This window comes from Isoptericola sp. GX10416 (assembly GCF_056590155.1).
Map to the genome: position 1 here is coordinate 36,017 of NZ_JBWPVO010000005.1, position 20,322 is coordinate 56,338.

General features: G+C 73.0%; 25 protein-coding genes and 1 pseudogene. 9 read left to right on the plus strand and 17 right to left on the minus strand.

What is annotated here, in order from left to right:
• Positions 1 to 3: 3 nt before the first annotated feature.
• Genes ACWAT2_RS09440 through ACWAT2_RS09465 form a run of 6 tightly spaced genes read right to left on the minus strand, consistent with a single transcriptional unit; the run spans position 4 to position 3,359 of the window.
• Positions 4 to 426: a GPW/gp25 family protein gene (locus tag ACWAT2_RS09440; protein WP_402375492.1), complete on the minus strand. Its 423-nt coding sequence runs from the start codon at positions 424 to 426 to the stop codon at positions 4 to 6.
• The gene (locus ACWAT2_RS09445; protein WP_402375490.1) at positions 423 to 740 is read right to left on the minus strand and encodes a hypothetical protein; all 318 of its coding nucleotides are present in this window, start codon (positions 738 to 740) and stop codon (positions 423 to 425) included. The genes ACWAT2_RS09440 and ACWAT2_RS09445 overlap by 4 nt, the downstream gene beginning before the upstream one ends.
• A complete protein-coding gene (locus ACWAT2_RS09450; RefSeq protein ID WP_402375488.1) occupies positions 740 to 1,234 on the minus strand; it encodes a phage baseplate assembly protein V in 495 nt (164 codons plus the stop codon). The genes ACWAT2_RS09445 and ACWAT2_RS09450 overlap by 1 nt, the downstream gene beginning before the upstream one ends.
• Before the next feature lie 10 nt (positions 1,235 to 1,244).
• Positions 1,245 to 2,387, minus strand: coding sequence for a hypothetical protein (locus ACWAT2_RS09455; protein WP_402375486.1), 1,143 nt, complete (start codon positions 2,385 to 2,387; stop codon positions 1,245 to 1,247).
• The gene (locus ACWAT2_RS09460; RefSeq protein ID WP_402375484.1) at positions 2,384 to 2,701 is read right to left on the minus strand and encodes a LysM peptidoglycan-binding domain-containing protein; all 318 of its coding nucleotides are present in this window, start codon (positions 2,699 to 2,701) and stop codon (positions 2,384 to 2,386) included. The genes ACWAT2_RS09455 and ACWAT2_RS09460 overlap by 4 nt, the downstream gene beginning before the upstream one ends.
• Before the next feature lies 1 nt (position 2,702).
• Complete coding sequence (locus ACWAT2_RS09465; protein WP_402375482.1) at positions 2,703 to 3,359, minus strand: hypothetical protein; 657 nt, start codon at positions 3,357 to 3,359, stop codon at positions 2,703 to 2,705.
• A gap of 210 nt (positions 3,360 to 3,569) precedes the next feature.
• On the opposite strand from ACWAT2_RS09465, the gene ACWAT2_RS09470 reads away from it, so the two are divergent.
• Positions 3,570 to 4,241, plus strand: coding sequence for an AfsR/SARP family transcriptional regulator (locus tag ACWAT2_RS09470; protein WP_402375480.1), 672 nt, complete (start codon positions 3,570 to 3,572; stop codon positions 4,239 to 4,241).
• Between the two features lie 9 nt (positions 4,242 to 4,250).
• Here the strand turns inward: ACWAT2_RS09470 and ACWAT2_RS09475 are convergent, their stop codons facing one another.
• The 3 genes from ACWAT2_RS09475 to ACWAT2_RS09485 form a co-directional block, all read right to left on the minus strand.
• Positions 4,251 to 5,099: a hypothetical protein gene (locus tag ACWAT2_RS09475; RefSeq protein ID WP_402375478.1), complete on the minus strand. Its 849-nt coding sequence runs from the start codon at positions 5,097 to 5,099 to the stop codon at positions 4,251 to 4,253.
• 73 nt (positions 5,100 to 5,172) lie between these two features.
• Entirely contained in the window at positions 5,173 to 6,237 is a 1,065-nt protein-coding gene (locus tag ACWAT2_RS09480; RefSeq protein ID WP_402375476.1) for a glutathione S-transferase family protein, read from the minus strand.
• Positions 6,234 to 6,827: an HhH-GPD-type base excision DNA repair protein gene (locus tag ACWAT2_RS09485; RefSeq protein WP_402375474.1), complete on the minus strand. Its 594-nt coding sequence runs from the start codon at positions 6,825 to 6,827 to the stop codon at positions 6,234 to 6,236. The genes ACWAT2_RS09480 and ACWAT2_RS09485 overlap by 4 nt, the downstream gene beginning before the upstream one ends.
• 119 nt (positions 6,828 to 6,946) lie before the next feature.
• Between ACWAT2_RS09485 and ACWAT2_RS09490 the strand changes: the two genes are divergently transcribed.
• Positions 6,947 to 7,573 (plus strand): hypothetical protein, encoded by a 627-nt coding sequence (locus tag ACWAT2_RS09490; protein WP_402375472.1) that lies wholly within the window; start codon positions 6,947 to 6,949, stop codon positions 7,571 to 7,573.
• A 5-nt stretch (positions 7,574 to 7,578) separates the two neighbouring features.
• Here the strand turns inward: ACWAT2_RS09490 and ACWAT2_RS09495 are convergent, their stop codons facing one another.
• From ACWAT2_RS09495 to ACWAT2_RS09505, 3 genes are read right to left on the minus strand one after another with little or no spacing between them, the layout of a single operon-like run.
• A complete protein-coding gene (locus ACWAT2_RS09495; RefSeq protein WP_402375470.1) occupies positions 7,579 to 8,424 on the minus strand; it encodes an ATP-binding cassette domain-containing protein in 846 nt (281 codons plus the stop codon).
• The gene (locus tag ACWAT2_RS09500) at positions 8,421 to 9,506 is read right to left on the minus strand and encodes a putative F420-0 ABC transporter permease subunit (RefSeq protein ID WP_402375468.1); all 1,086 of its coding nucleotides are present in this window, start codon (positions 9,504 to 9,506) and stop codon (positions 8,421 to 8,423) included. The genes ACWAT2_RS09495 and ACWAT2_RS09500 overlap by 4 nt, the downstream gene beginning before the upstream one ends.
• Complete coding sequence (locus tag ACWAT2_RS09505) at positions 9,499 to 10,521, minus strand: putative F420-0 ABC transporter substrate-binding protein (protein ID WP_402375466.1); 1,023 nt, start codon at positions 10,519 to 10,521, stop codon at positions 9,499 to 9,501. Before ACWAT2_RS09505 ends, ACWAT2_RS09500 begins: the two co-directional genes overlap by 8 nt.
• Positions 10,522 to 10,750: 229 nt before the next feature.
• Here ACWAT2_RS09505 and ACWAT2_RS09510 point away from each other — a divergent pair, with 229 nt between their 5' ends.
• From ACWAT2_RS09510 to ACWAT2_RS09525, 4 genes are read left to right on the plus strand one after another with little or no spacing between them, the layout of a single operon-like run.
• A complete protein-coding gene (locus ACWAT2_RS09510) occupies positions 10,751 to 11,176 on the plus strand; it encodes a CoA-binding protein (protein ID WP_402375465.1) in 426 nt (141 codons plus the stop codon).
• Positions 11,177 to 11,219: 43 nt separating this feature from the next.
• On the plus strand, positions 11,220 to 12,761 hold the full coding sequence (locus ACWAT2_RS09515; RefSeq protein WP_402375463.1) for a molybdopterin-dependent oxidoreductase: 1,542 nt from the start codon (positions 11,220 to 11,222) through the stop codon (positions 12,759 to 12,761).
• A gap of 19 nt (positions 12,762 to 12,780) precedes the next feature.
• On the plus strand, positions 12,781 to 13,560 hold the full coding sequence (locus ACWAT2_RS09520; RefSeq protein WP_402375461.1) for an SDR family oxidoreductase: 780 nt from the start codon (positions 12,781 to 12,783) through the stop codon (positions 13,558 to 13,560).
• 50 nt (positions 13,561 to 13,610) lie between these two features.
• A complete protein-coding gene (locus ACWAT2_RS09525) occupies positions 13,611 to 14,282 on the plus strand; it encodes a universal stress protein (RefSeq protein WP_402375460.1) in 672 nt (223 codons plus the stop codon).
• Here the strand turns inward: ACWAT2_RS09525 and ACWAT2_RS09530 are convergent.
• Both ACWAT2_RS09530 and ACWAT2_RS09535 read right to left on the minus strand, forming a co-directional pair.
• Complete coding sequence (locus ACWAT2_RS09530) at positions 14,251 to 15,576, minus strand: MFS transporter (protein WP_402375458.1); 1,326 nt, start codon at positions 15,574 to 15,576, stop codon at positions 14,251 to 14,253. The genes ACWAT2_RS09525 and ACWAT2_RS09530 overlap by 32 nt on opposite strands.
• Complete coding sequence (locus tag ACWAT2_RS09535) at positions 15,576 to 16,340, minus strand: alpha/beta fold hydrolase (protein ID WP_402375456.1); 765 nt, start codon at positions 16,338 to 16,340, stop codon at positions 15,576 to 15,578. Before ACWAT2_RS09535 ends, ACWAT2_RS09530 begins: the two co-directional genes overlap by 1 nt.
• Before the next feature lie 226 nt (positions 16,341 to 16,566).
• Here ACWAT2_RS09535 and ACWAT2_RS09540 point away from each other — a divergent pair, with 226 nt between their 5' ends.
• Positions 16,567 to 16,818: a maleylpyruvate isomerase family mycothiol-dependent enzyme gene (locus ACWAT2_RS09540; protein WP_402375454.1), complete on the plus strand. Its 252-nt coding sequence runs from the start codon at positions 16,567 to 16,569 to the stop codon at positions 16,816 to 16,818.
• Between the two features lie 68 nt (positions 16,819 to 16,886).
• Positions 16,887 to 17,750 (plus strand): PHP domain-containing protein, encoded by an 864-nt coding sequence (locus ACWAT2_RS09545; RefSeq protein ID WP_480048906.1) that lies wholly within the window; start codon positions 16,887 to 16,889, stop codon positions 17,748 to 17,750.
• A gap of 151 nt (positions 17,751 to 17,901) precedes the next feature.
• Here ACWAT2_RS09545 and ACWAT2_RS09550 read toward each other — a convergent pair whose 3' ends face one another.
• From ACWAT2_RS09550 to ACWAT2_RS09560, 3 genes and pseudogenes are all read right to left on the minus strand, one after another.
• Positions 17,902 to 18,444, minus strand: coding sequence for a GNAT family N-acetyltransferase (locus ACWAT2_RS09550; protein ID WP_416477657.1), 543 nt, complete (start codon positions 18,442 to 18,444; stop codon positions 17,902 to 17,904).
• A 107-nt stretch (positions 18,445 to 18,551) separates the two neighbouring features.
• Entirely contained in the window at positions 18,552 to 18,683 is a 132-nt protein-coding gene (locus tag ACWAT2_RS09555; protein ID WP_402375558.1) for a hypothetical protein, read from the minus strand.
• Between the two features lie 94 nt (positions 18,684 to 18,777).
• Positions 18,778 to 19,314, minus strand: a pseudogene (locus ACWAT2_RS09560) (histidine phosphatase family protein); the annotation flags it as partial.
• Positions 19,315 to 19,419: 105 nt separating this feature from the next.
• On the opposite strand from ACWAT2_RS09560, the gene ACWAT2_RS09565 reads away from it, so the two are divergent.
• Positions 19,420 to 20,157, plus strand: a complete 738-nt coding sequence (locus ACWAT2_RS09565) for a phosphotransferase (RefSeq protein WP_480048861.1) — start codon at positions 19,420 to 19,422, stop codon at positions 20,155 to 20,157.
• Positions 20,158 to 20,322 lie beyond the last annotated feature (165 nt).

A 20,322-nucleotide genomic window follows, 5' to 3' on the forward strand; every position in this document is an offset into this window, starting at 1 on the left:
CGCTCACGGCGTACCCGCCGGGCCGCCGACCGACAGCGTGCGGGACTGCTCGGGACCGGTGGCGTACAACGGCAGGTAGGTCACGAGCACCTCGAGTCGAGCATCGACGGACGTGACGTGGACCTCCTCGACGCGGATCAGGTCGCCGAGCCACCGCTGCAGAGCACCTTGCACGAGAGCCTGCGTGGACGACGCCAGAGCGTCGTCGGACGGGGCGAAGACGAGCCGCCCGACGCCGCTGCCGAAGTCCGGCCGGTTGACGCGCTCGCCGGGCGCGGTGAACAGGACCTGCTCGACGAGCCCGCTGAGGTACGCCTCGTCGTCGACGACGTCGGTACGGCCCCCGGCGTCCATGCGGAGCGGGAACGCGACGTGCCGTGCCGCCCGGACCCGGCGCGGCGACGGAGGTGGTGCGGACGGGCTCATGTCGCACGCACCCGGGTCTGGGTCGACTGCGCCTGCATCGGCACCCCGGTGGGTGCGCAGGTGCCGGTGGAGGTGAGGACGGCGAGCGGCACGCCGTTCGCCGTCACCCGGGTGGTGCCCGTGGTCCACGTCCCGGTGGCGTCGGGACCGCCGGTCTGCGGCGGTGCGGCGCAGCCCGCCACCGTGTACGGAGCGGTCTGGAGCACCGCCGGCACTCCGCCGAGGCTGACGCGCGGCGCCCCGGCCGACGGGCTGGCCGCGCCCTGGTGGGTGCACGCCACCTTGGCCGTCGTGGTGAGCAGCAGGCCCGGCATCACGTCACCTCCAGGGCGCCCTGGTTCAGCGACACCGACGTCTTCGTGACGCTCACCGAGGCCGCACCCGTGCTGATCTCCACGCCGGAGCTCGTCGCCGTGATCTCGACAGGGAGGGTGACCGCCGGAGGTTCGGCCGCCAGTGTCAGGCCGCCACCGCCCGGCAGGTCGCTGGCCTCGATCGTCACGTGCTCCGTCTTGAGCACCTTGGTCTCGGCCACGGCCGGCGCGGCAGGCACCTGCCCGGTGCCCCAGAAGCAGCCGCCGAGGATGGGCAGCGCCGCGTCGCCGCCCTCGAACTCCACCCACACGTTCGCGCCCACCGGTGGTACCAGGAACAGCCCGACGCCGTCGCCCGCGTACGGGGTGCACGGCATGGCCCAGCTCAGGCTGCCGGTGCCGAGCACCGCCGGGCACGCCACCTGGACGCGGCCCAGCTGCAGCGGGTCGAGGTTGTTCTCGACCGTTCCCCGGTACTTGCCGTAGAACTTCACCGCTGCCTCCTCAGACCCGCACCACGGGGACGGTCGATCCGTAGCCCTCGCGGACCAGCGTGAAGTCGGCCGTGTAGCTGCCGCGCGCCACACGGTGCTGCACCTTGCGCACGTACCACAGGCCGTCGTGCGACCAGCCGGCGCCGCGCATCCCCACCAGCCCGCGGGGCCGCAGGACCGAGCCGTACGCACCGCCGTCGAGCGTGCCGGTCGCCTCGACGCAGTCGATGCTGGAGTCCGTGATCCCCTGGGCCCTGGCGAGCGCCGTCGTCGCGGGCACGCCCGAGTCGCGGTACTGCCGCGTGCGCACGTCGGGCTGCTGCACGGCCCACACCGGCAGGGCGGCCAGTGGCGGGCGCAGCGAACCCACGGTGCGCACCGGCACCACGGTGCCGAGCCGCGGGTCCTGGACCTGCCCCTCGACCAGCTCGGGGCCCAGCGCGTCCTCGCGGAACCGCGGCGAGCCGGTGACGTTCGTGTCCGGCCCGAGGTCGACCGACAGGGCGGGCTGAGGCGCCCCGGCGCGGACGGGCGGGCCCCAGTACAGGGTGCTCGTGCCGGGTGCGGGGCCGGGGACCATGGCGACCACGTACCCGTGGTAGTGCGCGAGCATCTCCAGGTGCTCCCAGTCCGTGCCCTGTTGGGTGGGGATCCGCTCGATGGGCAGCGGCGGGTCGAGGGCGGGCGGCGGGACGACCTGCGGCACCACGCCCTGCGGCAGGTACGGTGCCGCGATCTTGAGCACCTGCAGCATGTCGTCGAGGCCCACGTGCTCGGTGGGGGCCTCGTGCCGGTCGAGCAGCAGGGACAGGTCGTGGCCCGTGACCTGCAGCTCGGCAGCGGTGTCGGCGTTGCCGGGCGTCAGCGCCGTCTCGGTGACGATCCCGTCCGCGAGCACCACCGGGACGGCGCCCACGGTGAGCATCACCACGACCCGCGCGTTGGCCCGCAGCGGCGAGGACGTGAGCAGCGACGTGTCGAGGGCCGCCGTCGGGCCGCTGCGTCCCGCGTCGAGCGTGACCGTGAACGCCGAGCGGCCGGCGTCCGACTCCGTGACCGTCACGCCACGCACGCGGGACGTGACGTCGGGCGGCAGCGGTACCGGTACGGTCCGCCCCGCCAGCACGGTCAGGTGCACACCCAGCAGCGTCATGGTCCCCCCACCCCCGGCTGCGGTACGACGATCTCGGTGCCGACGGCCTCGGCGTCGACGAGCTCGTCGGGGTCCAGCGCCGCGTTGGCGTCGCACAGGCGCCAGAACCCCAGCGGGTCACCGGTGAACCGGTAGCTCAGGAGGTCGAGCCGGTCGCCGGGCACGACGGTGTGGCGTGGCGCGGGCGCGCCGTCGCCGGCGTCTCCGGCCGGGGGCGGCAGGCTCCGACGGCGGTGGTAGCGCACGCTGCGACGGGTGCCGTCCGCGGCGACCACCTCGAGGGTGGCGGTCTCGACGTCGTCGTAGCGGGACATCTCAGCCTCCCACCGACAGCTCGACGCCCGCACCGACCGCGCCCGTGACTCCCGCGACCGAGGCGAGGGCCTCGGCGGCGACGTGGTGCGCCACGTACAGGGCGAACCCGGGGTTCGTGGGGGACAGGTCGTCGTACGTCAGGGTGCTCAGCGCGACGTCGACGCTCGCGCGGATCGGCGCGAGGACCTGGTTGAATGCCTGCTCCCGCACCGACAGGCTCTCGACGGTCACCGGTACCACCCGGCCCGGGCCCCAGACGAGCACCGTCAGCGGTCCCTGCGGGGGCAGCACCTCGATGGTGCCGGCCGCCAGCAGCCCCGTGTTGATCGCCACCGACGCGGCGCTGGGGTGCAGCAGCATCTCGAGGGCGGCGAGCTGCGGTGCGACCCCGGCGGTGGTCGCGACGGGGTCGGAGGCCTCCATGCCGTCCGTCGCGTCGAGCTCGAGGGTCATCGAGATGGACTCCGTCGGTGCGCCCCAGATGCGTTGGGCGTCCGATCCGCCGCCCGCGCCGGACGGCGGGGTCCGCGGCCGGATCTGGCGTGTCACCTCGTCAGGGTTGTACTGGAAGACCACGATGCGGGCGAGCGGGCTCACAGGGTCGACGGCGACGACGGCGCCCGGCAGGACCCGCGGATTGCCCGGAAAGCTGCTCATGCCCGCCATGCTGGGCCGACGGCGTCACGCAGGTGTCACGCCGTCGTCACCCGGCGCGTATCAAGGGCGAGGGTGGACGCCTCTTGTCAAGAGGAGGGAGCGTGCGCAGGGGCGCGCGTCGTACCGCGCGGGTTGGCCGCCGCCGTGAGGGGGGATCCGATGGGGACCGAGGGACATCGCAGACTGCCGCCGCCCCGGCCGGCACCGCAGGTGTCGTTGCGGCTCCTGGGCGGGTTCGTGCTCGAGGTCGACGGTCGGGCGGTCACGCTGCCCGTGGGCGCCCAGCGGCTCGTGGCGCTGCTGGCGCTGCGGGGTCGTACCGGTCGGAGCCAGCTCGCCGGTCGTCTCTGGCCGGCGACCGTCGAGCAGCGGGCGCTGGCCTGCCTGCGGACGAGCCTCTGGCGCATCAACAACGTGGCGCGCGGCCTCGTCGTCTCCGCGCACGGCACGGTCGAGCTCGACTGCACCGACGTCGACGTCGCACGGCTCGTCGAGCGTTCGCAGGCCCTGCTCGGGGCGGACGACGTCGACACGGACCTCTTCGACGCCACCGCGGGCGAGCTGCTGCAGGACTGGGACGAGGAGTGGCTGGCCGCCGAGCGTGAACGTCTCCACCAGCTGCGCCTGCACGTGCTGGAGGAGGGCGCGCGACACCTGGCCGACCAACGGCGCTTCGGACTGGCGCTGGACGCCGCGCTCGCCGCGGTGCGGGCCGACGAGCTGCGCGAGAGCGCGCACCGCACGGTCATCGCGATCCACCTCGCCGAGGGGAACCTGTGCGAGGCCCGTCGCGCCTACCAGGTCCTCGCACGGACCCTGCGCAGCGAGCTCGGCGTCGAGCCCTCGCCGTCCACCCGGGAGCTGGTCGACGCCCCGCGGTGATCGGCCGGCTCAGCCCAGCTGCGCCGTCAGCACGATCTCGTCGCCGACGTCGAGCCGCACGTCGCTCAGGCGCACGCCCGGAGGCAGCGCGCCCGCGAGGTCGATCCGCCGGCCGGCGACCTCTTCGACGCGCCCCTTCATCGTCCCGAGGAGCGCCCCGACGATCGGGTTGCCGCTGGAGAGCTGGACGTCGCCCACGGTGAGCACCATGGCGTCGTCCACCGCGGCCGACGCGGTCGCGGTGATCTTCGCGGAGAGGAACATGCCCTTCTTGATCGACGCGCCGATCGCGATGGCGGCGTCCCGTGGGCCGGTCTGGTCGATCCGCAGGTCGAAGTCCGTGAGCTGGATGCCGTTGCCGGCCAGGGCGACGGTGAGCAGCCCGCGCACGGTGCCGGCCAGCCCCTCGCGGGAGACCGCGACCCGCGCGTTCCCCGTCACGGGCGCGTCCTCGGACGGTTCGACCAGCTCGGCCCCGACGGAACCGTCCGCACCGGCCACCCAGGAGAACCGCGCACCCTGCAGCTCGGCGGACAGGTCCACCGGCAGGTCGACCGCGGTCAGCGGGTGCGCGCCGAGGTGCAGGGTGCGCAGCACCGCGTCGTCGCGCGAGACCACGTCCGGTGTCCACGACGGGGCCTGCGGGGCCTCGCCCTGGCCGGGCACGAACGTCACGCCCGTGAGGTCGATCTCGAGGGAGTGCACGTCCGCGCCGTCGAGAGAAGCCTCGATCCGCGCCTGGTCGAGTCCGTGCACCTGACCGCCGGCCGCGTCGCCGAGGGCGTCGCGCAGCCGTGCGGAGAGGTCGTCACCCGTCGCAGGGCGCGGGGCTGTACCGAGAGGGAGCAGGGAGGTCATGACGCCCGAGCCTATCCGGCCCCCGGCCCGACGGCGGCACTGCCGCTCGGGCGCGGCACGTCGGCGCCGCCGGTCATCCTGGCGCGAGCGGGCTGTGCCCGGCCGCCACCTGTTCGCCGTCGCGCACCGGACCTGGCTGGGTGCCGCCGCCCCACGGGTCGTCGCCGAGCGACTCGCGCCCGTGCGGGTCGAGCCAGCCGCGCAGGTCGGGTCCGGCGGGCACGATCTGCGTCGGGTTGATGTCGGTGTGCACCACGTAGTAGTGCTCCTTGATCTGCGCGAAGTCGACGGTGTCGCCGAACCCGGGCAGCTGGAAGAGGTCGCGCGCGTAGGCCCACAGCACCGGCATCTCGGTGAGCTTGTTCCGGTTGCACTTGAAGTGCCCGTGGTAGACGGCGTCGAACCGCACCAGCGTGGTGAACAGGCGTACGTCGGCCTCGGTGATGGATCCACCCATGAGGAACCGGCGGTCCGCGAGGCGTTCTGCGAGCCAGTCCAGCGCGGTGAAGAGCCGGGCGTAGGCCTCGTCGTAAGCCTCCTGGGAACCGGCGAACCCACAGCGGTACACGCCGTTGTTGACCTCGGTGTAGACGCGGCGCATCACCGCGTCCATCTCGGCGCGTTCGGCCGGGTCCTCCGGCAGCAGCCGCGGCGCACCCTCGCGGTGGTGCTCGGCCCACTCGGTCGACAGGTCCAGGGTGATCTGCGGGTAGTCGTTGGTGACCACGGCACCGTCGCGGGTGTCCACGATCGCGGGGACGGTGATGCCGCGCGGGTAGTCGGGGTCGCGCGCGAAGAATGCCTCCTGCAGGCGTTCGATGCCCAGCACCGGGTCCTTGCCGCCGGGGTCGAGGTCGAACGTCCAGCTGCGTTCGCCGTGCGTCGGGCCCGGCAGGCCCAGGCTGATCGCGTCCTCGAGACCGAGCAGCCGGCGCACGATGATCGAACGGTTCGCCCAGGGGCAGGCCCGCGCGGCGACGAGCCGGTAGCGGCCGGCCTCGACGGGATAGCCGTCGGCGCCGTCGCGCGTGACGCGTGTGCTGATGTAGTTCGAGTCGCGCACGAACTCCTGACCCTCGACCGTGTACGTGCCGCCCTGGGAGTGCTCCGGGCGTTCCGTCGTCGTGCCGTCGTTCACCTGGTCTCCTTCGCGGCGGCCTTGGCCGCCTTCTTGAACGCGCGGACCTCTTGCAGGGTCTCGGCGCTGGTCACGTCGGCGATCGACCGGCGCGACCCCTCGTCGCCGTAGTGGCCCGCCGCCTCGCGCCAGCCCGTGGGCTCGACGCCCCGCTGCTTGCCGAGCAGCGCCAGGAAGATCTGCGCCTTCTGCGTGCCGAAGCCGGGCAGGGCGTTGAGCCGCTTGACGACCTCGGCGCCCGTCGGCGCCTCGCCGGAGGTTCCGGGCTCCGTCCAGATCCGCGTCACGTCGCCGTCGTAGTCGTCGACGACGGCGCGGGCCACCGCCTGCACGCGGCCCGCCATCGAGCGCCCGTACCGGTGGATCGCCGGGGGAGTGGTCGCCATCGTGACGAACTCGTCCGGGTCGGCGTCGGCGATCGCGCGGGGCTCGAGCGTCCCGAACCTGTCGAGGATCTTGCGGGGTCCGGCGAACGCGTGCTCCATCGGGTACTGCTGGTCGAGCAGCATCCCGATCAGCAGCGCGAACGGATCGTCGCCGAGGAGCGTGTCCGTGGCCGTGTCGCCGGTGATCCAGAGGTCGGTAGCCATGCGTCCATCCTGCCGGATGTCGCCGCCGGCTGCGGCCCGGCGGGCACCCGCCGGCACTTGTCCACAGGCTGTGGACGACGGCGGCGCGGGGCTGCCCCGTCGTCGTAGCGTCGCCCGGCATGAGAGCACACGAAGCACCGCGCACCCGCTCGGCCGGTCGCCCGCGCCGGGCGATCATCGGCGTGGCGACTGCGGTCGCGACGGCCCTGCTGGCGGCCTCCTGCGCCGGTCCGGCGCAGGACGTCCCGCCGGCCGACCCGGACCCCATCGAGGGCACCGCCGGGAGCACCGTCGAGAGCACCCCGGCCCCCGACACCCCGGAGGCGGACGTCGACGGCGCCGTGGCGGCGCTGGAGCAGTATCTCGCCCTGGAGCAGCGCGTCTACCGCACCGGGGACGCCGGCGAGCTGGAGAGGATGTCGGCACCCGAGTGTGCGGCCTGCGCGACGAAACGCGACATCGCCCTGGAGGCGGTCGCTGCGGGCATCGAGATCGAGGCGGGGCCCTCGCGCGTCGAGCTCGTGCGGCGGGTGCCCGCCGAGGAGGTCGTGGCACCCGAGGATCTCGACCCGGAGATGGACAAGGACGTCTACCTGCTGGAGACGCGGGTGCACACGACCGGAACGACGCTGCGCACCCCCGAGGGCGAGGACCACATCCCCGCCGGGCAGTACGGCCTCCGGGCGACGCTCCTGGCCGGGCCGGACGGGAGCTGGTACGTCGTCGACCTCACCGAGAGCGCGTGATCCCGTCAGACCTCCTCGAAGGTCAGGACGGGCCGGCCGGTGCGGGGATGGCGCAGCACGGTGGTCCGCACCCCGTACACCGGGTCGATCACCTCGGGCACCAGCACCTCGTCGACAGGCCCGGCAGCGACCACGTGCCCGGCATCGCCCGGAGCGAGGACGACGGCGTGGTCGCAGGTCGCCGCGGCCAGCGAGAGGTCGTGCAGCGCGGCCAGCACGGTGACGCCCTCGACGGTGAGCTCGCGCACGAGCCGCATCGTCGCCAGCTGGGCCGCCACGTCCAGGTGGTTGGTCGGCTCGTCGAGCAGCAGGACGCGGGGCGCCTGGGCGAGCGCGCGGGCCATGTGGACGCGTTGGCGCTCGCCGCCGGAGAGCGTGGTGACGTCGCGTGCGCTCAGCGCCAGGGCGCCGACGCGGTCGAGCGCGGCGCGGGCGAGCGCCTGGTCGTCGTCCGTGGGACCGGCGAGCAGCGACCGGTGCGGGGTGCGCCCGAGCAGCACGGCGTCGAGCACCGTGACCGGGAGCTCGGTGGCGGCGTCCTGCTCCACGAACGCCAGCATCCTGGCCCGCCGACGGCGTGGCATCGCCAGCAGGTCCTCCGCGCCGGCAGCCCCGGCCAGCGAGACCCGTCCGCCGTCAGGTCGCTGCACCCCGGCGACCAGTCGCAGGAGCGTGGACTTGCCCGTCCCGTTGGGGCCGAGCAGCCCGGTCACGGCGGCCGGCGGAGCGGTCACGTCGACGTCGTCGAGGATCAGGCGTCCGCCGACGGACCACCGCACCCGCTCGGCCGCGAGGCCGGCGTCCGGCGCGGCATCCGCGACGTGAGCCGAGCGTTCGGAGGTCTGCGTCATGAGCGGGCCCGTCCTTTCCAGAGCAGCACGGCGAACACCGGGGCACCGATGGCGGCGGTGACGATCCCCACGGGCAGCTCGCGCGGGGCGAAGACGGTGCGGGCCACGGTGTCCGCCCAGACCAGGAACGTCGCCCCGCACAGCATGGACAGCGGCAGCAGCGCGCGGTGCCGCGCCCCGACGAGCTGCCGGACGGCGTGCGGCAGGATCAGCCCGACGAACCCGATCGCACCCGACTGGGACACCAGCGCACCGGTCAGCAGAGCCACCGCGAGCAGCAGCCCCCACCGGACGCGGGCCACGGGCACGCCGAGCGCGGCAGCCGAGGTGTCCCCGAAGGTGAAGGCGTCCAGCAGCGACCCGGTCGAGGCCAGCACGGCACCGATGACGAGCGCGGCGCCGCCGGCCACGGCCACCGACGTCCACGTCGCACCCGCGACGGAGCCCAGCAACCACGACAGGATCTCGCGGTACTGGTCGCCCTTCGCGGACCAGAAGATGACGAAGCTCGTCGCGGCGGCGGCGAGCTGGGACACCGCGAGCCCGGCCAGCACCGTCCGCGCGGGGGAGAGTCCGCCGGCGCCGCGGCCCGACGCCGACGCGAGCGCCAGGGTGGCGACGAGTGCCGCCGTCGACCCCACGAACGCCGCGACCGGCAGCACCGCCGTCAGGCCGAGGACCAGCACGCACGCCGCGCCGAAGGACGCCCCCGAGCTCAGGCCGAGCAGGTACGGGTCGGCGAGCGGGTTGCGGGTGAGGGACTGCATCACGACGCCGCACACCGCCAGCCCGGCCCCCACGGCGGCGGCGGTCAGCACCCGGGGCATCCGCAGCTGCCACACGATGCCGTCGGTGAGCGTGTCGGGGGCGGCGAGCCCGAGCATGTCGCCGAGGCCGACGCGCGTGGCCACCACCTGTGCCACGTCCGACGGCGTCAGCCCGGCCGGGCCGATCGCCACTGCCACGACGACGGTCCCCACGAGCGCCGTCGTCGTCCCGGCGAGCCACGCGAGCAACCGCCGTCGCGACAGCGTCCCCGCACGGGGGGTCGCGGCGGTGGCGCGCGCGGCCGTCTCAGTCATCGACGTCGATCCCGGCGAGCTGCTCGGACAGGTCCCGCGCGGCCTCCGCGTTGCGGACACCCGCCTCGGAGGCAGGGAACGGCACCACGAGGTAGCGCTCGGCCTGCACCGCGCTCAGGCTCGCGGTGGCCGGGTTCTCCTCGAGCCGCGCGATCTTGTCCTCGGCGCTGTTCCAGGCGGCGTCCACGAGCACGACGACGTCCGGGTCGGCGTCGACGATCTCCTCCCAGGCCATGGGGGTCCACGTGTCCTCGACGTCGCCCGCGACGTTGGTGAGCCCCACGGCGTCGAGGATCATCTGCGGGGCGCCGATCCCGGCGCCGACGTACGGGATGTCGCTGCCCGAGGAGTACCAGAGCGCGTCCAGGCGGCGCTCGTCGGGCGTGATCGCGTCGAGCGTCGCGCGCTGCTCCGCGACGAGCTCCTCCGCCTTGCCGGTGACGTCGAAGATCTTCCCCGCCTCGCGGATCTCCGCCCACACGTCCTCGAACGTGAGCGGGTTCGGCATGTACTCCGGGTCCTTGCAGGCCGCGGGGGCCACGTAGGAGTGCACCCCGAGCGACGCGAGCGTCTCGCGGTCGCCGACGCCCTCCGCCGACACGTTCGACTCCCAGCCGGCGTACACCAGGTCGGGTTCGAGCTCGAGCACGGCCTCGGTGCCGGGGACCTCGTCGCTGAAGGGCTCGGCGACGGCGGTGCCCTCGGCGTCCGCGGCGAGCCACTCGGGCACCTGGCCGTCGAGGAACGCCGCGCCGACGATCCGGTCGCCGAGCCCGAGCGCCAGCATCGTCTCGGCGGTCGAGGACTTGATCGTCACGACGCGTTGGGGGGCGGCGTCGATGGTGACCTCGGTGCCGCAGTTGTCGAGCGTGAGCGGGTATCCGGCGTCGGCCGTCGAACCGGGCGCGCCCGGATCGTCCGGGGCGGCCTCGGCCGGGTCGCCGCCGGGCGAGCAGGCGGTGAGTGCCAGGACGGCGGCGGCAGCGGGCAGGACGAGCAGGTGCGAACGAGGCACGCGGAGGGCTCCCTCTCGAGCGGTCAGCGCTGCGCCGCACAGCAGCGGGCGCAGCAGAAGCAGGGCGGGCGCGTCATCTCGCACCGAGGGGGACCTACGACCCAGAGGGAGGGGCCGCGCCGACGAGCGATTCACCGGTGCCCGTGGTCCGCCTCACCAGCCTATGACACCGTCCAGGCTGTTCGGCGGTCTGGGGAACACGGCACCGCACCGCCCGGTTGGCACCGACATGACGACTTCACGGGCCCCGCAGGGCGACGACACGATCCGGCGAGTCCTGGAGGACACCACCACGTGGGCGGTCGTGGGGCTGTCCACCAACACCGCGCGTGCCGCCTACGGGGTCGCCCGGGTGCTGCAGGAGCACGGCAAGCGGGTCGTGCCGGTCCACCCGACCGCCCCCACCGTGCACGGCGAGCAGGGCTACGCGAGCCTGGCGGACATCCCGTTCGACGTCGACGTGGTGGACGTGTTCGTGCGCTCCGAGCTGGCGGGCGACGTCGCCGACCAGGCCGTCGAGATCGGCGCCCGGGCGGTCTGGTTCCAACTCGGCGTCATCGACGAGAGCGCCGCCGAGCGGGTGCGCGGTGCAGGCCTCGACATGGTGATGGACCGCTGCCCGGCCATCGAGCTGCCTCGCCTCGCCACCTCCTGACGGCACCGCCCGCCGCGCGCCGGGCGGTGGGAGAGTGGACCCCATGAGCAGCAGGAGCACCGGTGGCTGGTGGGCGGCCCTCGCCGGGGTCGTGGCGGCCGCTGCCGGCTTGGCACTGGCCGAGCTCGTCGCTGCGTTCGTCGACCCCGTCGCCTCTCCGGTGCTCGCGCTCGGTGGCGCCTTCGTCGACGTCGTCCCGCCGTGGTTGAAGGACGTCGCCGTCGAGTGGTTCGGCACCGCTGACAAGGCGGTCCTGCTCGCCACGATGGGCGTGGTCCTCGCCGGGGGCGCGGCGCTGGCGGGCTGGCTGGAACGGCGGGTGCCGCCGTCGGGCGCCCTCCTGCTGGGCGCCGTGGGCGTGGCCCTCGCGCTCGTCGCGATGAACCGCCCCGGCGCCACGACCGCCTGGATGTTGCCCAGCCTGATCGGCGTCGGGGTGTCGGTCGCGCTGCTGCGCGTGCTCGTCGCCCGGCTCCCCGCCCCGGCTCCGGCCGGCACCCCCGTGCCCGACGGCGGAGCCTCCCGCCGGACGTTCCTCGCCTGGTCGGGGATCGCCGCGGCCGGGGCGGTCGTGTCCCTGGTGGCGGCCAGGGCGGTCTCCGCGGGCAGCCGTGCGGTCGAGGCCGTCCGCGAGGCGATCAGGCTGCCGGTACCGGCGAGCCCCGCGGGGGCGGTCCCGGCGGGCGCGGACCTGAAGGTGCCCGGCGCCGAGCCGTACCTCACCCCGAACCACGACTTCTACCGCATCGACACGGCGCTGCGGGTCCCCGCCGTCGACCCGGCCGAGTGGTCGCTGCGGGTCACGGGGCTGGTGGACGAACCGTTCGAGATCACCTGGGACGAGCTGCTCGCGCTGCCCATGACGGAGCACCACGTGACCCTGGCCTGCGTCTCGAACCCGGTGGGCGGTGACCTGGTCGGCAACGCGCTGTGGCTCGGCTACCCGGTCCGCGACCTGCTGGCCCGCGCGCGGCCGCAGGCGGACGCCGACATGGTGCTGTCCTCCAGCGTCGACGGGTGGTCCGCCGGCACACCGCTCGAGATCCTCACCGACCCGGAGCGTGAGTCGCTGCTGGCGATCGGCATGAACGGTGAGCCGCTGCCCGAGCAGCACGGCTTTCCGGCGAGGCTCGTGGTGCCCGGACTGTACGGCTACGTGTCCGCCACCAAGTGGGTCACCGAGCTGAAGGTGACCCGGTTCGCCGACGACGAGGGGTACTGGACGCCGCGCGGCTGGTCCGCCCTCGGCCCCGTCAAGCTGCAGTCGCGGATCGACGTGCCGCGGTCGGGGTCGGTCGACGCCGGCGAGGTGGTCGTCGCCGGGGTGGCCTGGGCGCAGCACACCGGGGTCGACGCGGTCGAGGTCAGCATCGACGACGGACCCTGGCAGGCGGCCGAGGTCGCCGAGACGGTAGGACCTGACACGTGGCGGCAGTGGCGCTACGTCTGGGACGCCACCGCGGGGGACCACACGGTCGCGGTGCGTGCCACCGACACCGCCGGTCAGGTCCAGACCAGCGACGAGGCCCCGCCGGCACCCGACGGAGCGTCCGGCTGGCACACCGTGCAGGTCAGCGTCGGCTGATCGCGGATAGTGTCGAGCCATGAACGCACCTCGTCGCATCCTGGTCACCGGCGCCTCGTCCGGGATCGGTGCCGCTACCGTCCGCCGGCTCCGGACCGAAGGGTTCGACGTCGTCGCCGCTGCCCGCCGTGCCGACCGGCTGGAGGCGCTCGCGGCCGAGACCGGCGCCGAGGCCTTCCCGCTCGACGTGACCGACGACGGTGCTGTCGCGAGCCTGGCCGAGCACCTGACCGCGACGGGCGGGCTCGACGGCGTGGTGAACAACGCCGGTGGCGCGTTCGGCCTCGACCGGGTCGAGGACGCCGACGTCGACCAGTGGCGGCAGATGTACGAGCTCAACGTCCTGGGCACGCTGCGGGTCACGAAGGCCGTGCTGCCGCTGCTGCGCACCTCGGCCGAGCGGGGCGCAGGCGCCGACGGCCCGGGCGTGGACGTCGTCGTCGTGACCTCGACCGCCGCGCACGGCGCCTACGAGGGCGGCGCCGGGTACACCGCGGCCAAGCACGGCGAGCGGATGCTCTCGACGACGCTGCGGTGGGAGCTCGCCGGCGAGCCGGTCCGCGTCGTGGAGATCGCCCCCGGCGCGGTCGCCACGGAGGAGTTCTCGCTGGTGCGGTTCGCCGGCGACGCCGAGAAGGCCGCCGCGGTGTACGAAGGCTTCCAGCCGCTCGTGGCCGACGACGTCGCCGACGCCATCGGGTACGCCCTGACCCGGCCGCCGCACGTCAACCTGGACCTCATGGTGATCCGCCCCCGCGCCCAGGTGCACAACTCCAAGATCGCCCGCACCGGGGTGTGACATCGTGCTGCCGCCTGGCAGACGCCTGCCGCCTCCACGACAATGGGTGCATGTCAGCCGGCCAGTACGTCCTCCTCGTCTGCGGCCTCTGGGTCGGCGCAGGATTGGCCACCATGCTGTGGATGGCCCGTCGCGGTCACCGCTCCCCGTGGTGGCTGATCAGTGCCGTCGTGCTGGGGCCGGTCCTCGCCGCCATGGCGCCCGACCGGGTCGAGCGCATCCCCCAGGTCCTGTCCTCCCAACGGCACGGTGACGCCGTCGACGGCGCGCGGGTCCTGGTCGGTGTCGACGGGTCGCCGGAGTCGGAGGCGGCACTGAGCGCGGCACTGGACCTCGTCCAGGACGGCCGGCGTTCTCTCCTGCTCGCGACGGTGGTGGACTACGACGCCGCGGCGGCTGACGAGCACGGGCGGCACGGAGTCGCCACCGACCGGCTCGAGGCGGCTCGGGCGCTCGCCGCCGGGCACGACGTGATGTGCGAGGTGCTCAGCGGGCCGCCGGCTCAGGCGCTCATCCACCGTGCCGGTCAGGACGACGTGGACGTGCTGATCGTGGGGCGCAGGGGGCGCGGACTGTCCGTGCGGCTGCTCGGCAGCGTGGCAGAGGAGGTGGTGCGCAAGGCGCCGGTGCCCGTGCTGGTGGCCGGCCCCACCGAGCCCCGAGGTCGTCGTGCCGATGCGCACGTCCAGGTCACGGACCCCGGCGGGACGAGTCCCCGGTAGCAGCACGCCGAGGTCGCGCGGACAGCGCGATGACCGGGAGCACGAGCAGGGCGAGCAGGCCCCCGCCCAGGGCGAGGACTGCGAAGCTGGACCCGGCCACGACGAACCCAGACCCTAGCCCGCCGGCGGCAGCCGCCAGCGCGACGGCGAGGTCCACGGCTCCCTGGGTCCGCGCCCGGACGTCCAGCGGCACCGACGTCGTGAGCAGGGCGGTGCCCGATACCAGGCCGAGGCTCCAGCCCAGCCCGAGCAGCCCGAGCCCCACGGCGATCCCCGCGACGGACGACGGCGGGACGAGCGCCGAGACCAGCCCGGCCGCGAGCAGCGTGAGCGCGGCCGCGGCGGCGACGCGCACGGGGCCGAACCGGTCGGTGAGCCAGCCGGACAGCGGCGACGGCAGGTACATCATCCCGACGTGCACGGCGATGACGAACCCGGCGGTGGCCACGGCATGACCGTGCTGCTCCATGTGGACCGGCGTCATCGTCATGATGGCGACCATGACGCCCTGGGTCAGCACCATGATCGTGCCGGCGAGCAGCACGTTGCGGCTGACCTGGCGGCCGGTCGACCCTCCCACCGCCTGCGCGGCGGACGCGACCTCGGACGCCCCTGGCTCGGGCACGGCCTGCGCTGCACGTTCGCGGGCGAGCAGCAACGGGTCGGGTCGCAGCAGCACCCAGAGCACCACGCCGGCCGCCGCATAGGCGACCCCGCCGAGGAGGAAGGGCCCGGCGAGCGGCGGGATGCCCCAGCCGGCCGCGAGGTCACCCATGACACCGACGAGGTTGGGGCCGGCCACGGCACCGACGGTCGTGGCCACGAGCACGGTGCTCACGGCCCGGCCACGGTGCCGGGGCGAGGCCAGGTCGGCGCCCGCGTACCGGGCCTGGAGGTTCGTCGCGGTGCCCGCACCGTAGACGGCGAAGGCGACGAAGAGGAGCACGACGGCGTCTGCCACCGCGGCGAGGACCACCCCGGCGGCACCGACCGCCCCGGTGAGATAGCCGAAGGTCAGGCCGGCGCGGCGACCCCACCGCTGGGACAGGCGACCGACGACGAGCGCCGCGGCGGCGGACCCCGCGGTGAACAGGGCGGCGGGCAGACCGGCGTAGGCGGTGGTCGCGAGCATGTCGGCAGCGAGGAGAGCGCCGACGGTGATGCCGGCAGCGAGGCCGGCGCCGGAGAGGACCTGGGCGAGGACGAGGACGACCACCGTCCGGCGCTGCTGGAGGTCCGGGACGGCAGCGCCGTCGGAGGAGAGGCCGGGCGCAGCCTCGGTGTCGTCGTGCATCAGTGCTCCTTGCCGAAGAATGCGCGCAGCACGCCGATCCAGTCGTCGAAGGCGTCGAGGTGGGCATCGTGCCCGGCGCCCGCCAGATCGGCGCGCCATGTCCCGGGACGACGGCGGACCAGCTCGTGCTTCGCCTCGGCGGTGAACATGCCTTCGTCGGCGAAGACGGCGAGCGTCGGCGTGGTCAGGGCCTCCCACTCGTCCCACCGAGGCGCATGGACCGCCTCGATGACGGCCCGCACGACGTCGGCGTCGAATCGTGGGCGCAGGCCGTCGAGCGTGCGCTCGAGGTCGTCGATCCAGGCATCGGCGAGGGGGGAGTCACCGAGCACCCTTCGTGCGGCGGTCTCGTCGGCGAACGAGGGTGGCCATGTCGCGAAGAACTCTCCGAGCCCGCGTGCAGCGCCGGGATCGTCGTCTCCGGCGACGTGCCCTTCGAGCATGACGAGGCAGTCGACCAGGTCGGGCCGCGCAGACGCCGTGAGGAACGCCGTGTGGGCTCCCATCGACTGCCCGACGAGACGCACCGGGTGGTCGGCTAGCTTCTCGATCACGGCGACGATGTCGTCGACGAAGGCTTCACGCGACAGGTCGTCGGGTCGGCGCGTACTGCGGCCGTGCCCCCGTTGGTCGACCAGGAGCACGCGGAACCGGTCGGTGAGCGTGTCCGCGGTGGGCAGCAGCTCCCGCGAGCTTCCCGCAAGCCCGTGCAGCAGGATCACCGGCGGGCCGTCACCACCGCGGTCGGTGACCGCGAGGCTCACGCCGTCTCGCCGGACGATCAGATCAGACGCCGTCATCGGTCGTCGCCCTTTCGGTCTTGTCGGGTGTCGAGCCGAGGATACGGGTCTGGGCTTCGCGACCGCCTGCGGCCGGCGTGTGGTCCTGCTGGCAGCCGCCACCGCGATGAGTACAGCGGCGGTCACCAGCCTGCCCTGGCGCAACCGCCGCCCGATCCTCGGCGCGGGACCCGACCGAAGGAGTACGACCATGGACCAGAGCACCATGTGGGATGCCGTGCATGCGGAGCGTCGCAGCCTCGCCCGTGACCTCGACGGCCTCTCGGCGGACCAGTGGGAGGCGCCGTCGCTCTGCCCCGGGTGGTCCGTGCACGACGTCCTGGCGCACCTGATCGGTTCCGCGACGACAACACGGTGGGGGTTCGTCCGGCAGATGGCCGCCGCGCAGCTCGACTTCGACCGTACGAACGACCAGGGGGTTGGCGCGGCACCGAGCGGCTGATCCGCGGCGCACGCTGGACGCGTTCCGCGCGGTGGTCGACCGCACCGACGACCGGGCAGCATGGGTCCATGACGTTGCCAGCCGACAGTCACGTGCACAGCGAGTGGTCATGGGACACCGGTGGCCCCGCTTCCCATGCGGTGGGGCGCATGCGATCCACGTGCGCACAGGCGGTGAGGATCGGGCTCGAGGCCATCTACTTCACCGAACACCTCGACATCCCCGACACCTGGCGCGCGGGGCCCGAGGACCTGATGCCCCACCAGCAGGGCTTCCTCAACAGCGCCGGCAGAGTTGACTTTGCACCGTTCGACGCTGCCGGCTACCTGGGTGCCATCGACCGCATGCGCCACGAGTTCCCCGACCTCCGTATCCACACCGGGGTCGAGCTCGGGCAGCCGCACCTCGTCGGCCGGCGGGCCGCAGAGATCGTCGACCTGGATCTCATCGATCGGGTTCTCGGCTCGCTGCACACGCTCGACCTCGGCGACGGGCACGCCGAGCCCCACACCCTGTTCCGTGAGCACGACCCGGCCGAGGTCATGGACGCCTACCTCGCACACGTCCCCGTCATGGTGAAAGGCTCCGACGCGTTCGAGGTCTTCACGCACATCGACTACGCGGTGCGGATGTGGCCCACTCGAACCGCAGGGCCGTTCGACCCACGCCCTTTCGAGGAGGGCTTCCGGATGGCTCTGCGGTCGATCGCCGAAGGCGGTCGCGCGCTCGAGATGAACACTCGGCGGCTCTGGTCGTGGATTCCGGAATGGTGGGCCGACGCAGGCGGGAAGGCGGTGAGCTTCGGCAGCGACGCTCACACACCCGACGCCGTCGCTTCCAACTTTCCCGAAGCGACCGCGATGCTCGAGCACTTCGGCTTCCGACCGGGAAGTGCAGCGGAGGAGCTTTGGGTTCGTTCTCGTTTTGTCTAGGCACATGTCGACGTGCAGCGCAGATTGTGCGGACCCGCCTGCCTACCTTGCGCGATCTCGGGCATGTCGTGCCGGACGCGCAGCGTAGATCGAACTAGGCCACGGCCGACGGTGAGGGCTGGAAACTACGCCCGCTTGCCTCATGCCGTCGTCATACAGACAGGGAGTGACCTGGGTGCTCACCGATCCACTGCTCGACTCCGAACGCTTCTTCCCGAGCCACCTCGACAAAGCCCAGCCACTCCGCCAGGCGGATTGCGCGCACGTTCCCTGCCTGCGTCGGCACCATCACCCGTTCCGAGGGCGCCTCAGCAGCGAACCACTCGAGCAATGCTGCACACGCTTCCCGGGCGTAGCCCTGACCCCACACCTCGGGAAGGAAGAGGTATCCCAGCTCGACCCTGCCAGCAGTTGAGCGCACGGCGAAGTCCTCGTCGCGCCGCACGATCTGCACAGTCCCGATCATCGTCCCCTTTCGATCAACGATGAACTGACCGACCCCGACGCGAGGCTCCTTGGAGATCCGTCGCTCCAACTCGTCCCGCGACTGCGCGCCACCGATGTACTCGCCGACGTCAGGTGACGAGTACAGATCGATGATCGTCGGCCGGTCGCGAGCCTCTGGCAGGCGAAGCACGAGACGCTCCGTGCTGATCGGTGCAGGCGGCCACGCGACCGACCCCAAGTTCGCCACCCCGGCAGACTATCGCCACCTATGCGCGTCGTCTTGGTCGCGCGATGCGGGTCGCATCGTCGCGCTTCGCTGATCGTCGGGGGGATCTACAGTCCGCCCGGCGTCCGTCAACGTTGCAGGTGCGACGTCTCTGCCACCGCCAGGACGGCGCGGTTGTGGAAGAAGTCGTCCTCGCGCAGCGTCGTGATGCTGCCCGAGTGCACGGGGAAGGCGGCGTGGCCGGCGGCCTCGATCGGCATCCCGATCCACGCCGCGACCACGAACGTACGCCGCGTACCCGTGGGGCACGATCACCAGGTCATCCACGTCGCGCGCCAGGGCGTCGGACGTCGCCTCGTAGACCCTCGACGCCACCTCCAGGCGCGTTTCGGCGCCATCGTTCCCCTCGTGGGGACGCAGCCGGTTGCCTACCGCCGGTGGCGGGACGAACCGTTCGCCCAACCAGGATTGCTCGCGTCCTTCCGCCACGCCGTACGACTTCTCCTGCAGTCGACTGCCGAGGTCGGGTGCGATGTCCAAGATGTCGCCGATCACTGTCGCCGTTTGCGCCGTCCGGCGAAGACCCGAGGAGACCAGGGACCGGCTGGGTCCGACGCCGATCCTCTCGGCCAGAGCTGCGGCGATCCGACCGGCGTCGTCGGGGCCTTTCGCCGTCAACTCGGAGTCGAACGGGCCACCGACCAGCCCGTCGACGTGGTGCGTCGCCAGGAAGATGCGGCACGCGGAGAATCGAGTCAGTAGCGCCCAACGCAGGAGCGTGGCACGCCCCACGCCACACGCCACACGCCCCACGGCCCGAAACGAGACCTGGAGCCGGCGAGCGGGCAGGTCGGCCAGCACATCAGCGGGGCGGTCTACCTGACCAAGCACCGGGCCGTAGCGTCACGAGTGTGAGCTTCAGGGCTTGCGGCACGGATCAGCTCCAGCGATATGACATGGGGCGGCAAGCGAAGGCTCCCGTGCGAGCATCTAGCGATGAGTTCAGGTGACGAGACCGGTAGCGACTTCACTGGCGGCAACGTCAATGAGGTCGTGAGAATCGGCGACACCGTCCGCCGAACTGCCGGGCCGTGGACACCGACCATCCAGGCTCTGCTCGCCTGGGTCCGCGCCCAGGGAGTCCGAGCCGTCCCGACGCCGCTGGGTGTGGACGATCAAGGCCGAGAGGTACTCAGCTACCTGGCCGGCGAGACGGCAGGATGGCCGGTGCCCGCCTGGGTATGGGAACCCGGGACCGCCAGGGACGCCGGGAGGCTGCTGCGGTGCTGGCACGACGCGACCCGGAACTTCTCCCTCACCAGTGCCGTGTGGCGGATGCCGGCCCACGAGCCGGCCGAGGTGATCTGCCTCAACGACGTCGCGCCCTACAACATGGTCCACAACGGCGAGCATCTGGTCGGCTTCATCGACATGGACATGGCTTCACCCGGGCCACGCGTGTGGGACCTCGCCTACCTCGCCTACCGGATCTGCGGCTGGTGCGAAGACATGCCCGCACCTCCCGACGGACCACCGCCCGAAGCGCGGCTGGCCCACCTGCTCGACAGCTACGGCCGCGACGCCGCACCGCCCGTCGCTGACCTGATGCGCACCATGGGCCACAGGCTTCACGACCTCGCCGACTGGACCGAGGAGCACGCCCACGCCACCGGCGCACACCACCTGCTCGAGCACGCGGCCATGTATCGGCGGGACGCCGCACGACTGAGTTAGCAGAACCATGACGCGAGGCCGCCGGCACGTGGCCAGACCAGCAGCCCATGGAGGCGATTTCAGTGCTGCTTACGGGGCCGCGTAGCAGGCCTTATTAATCATTTCTGCAGGATCGAGAAGAGTCGGCTGCACGCCGACGAAAAATACACGCACGTGAGCGCGGCG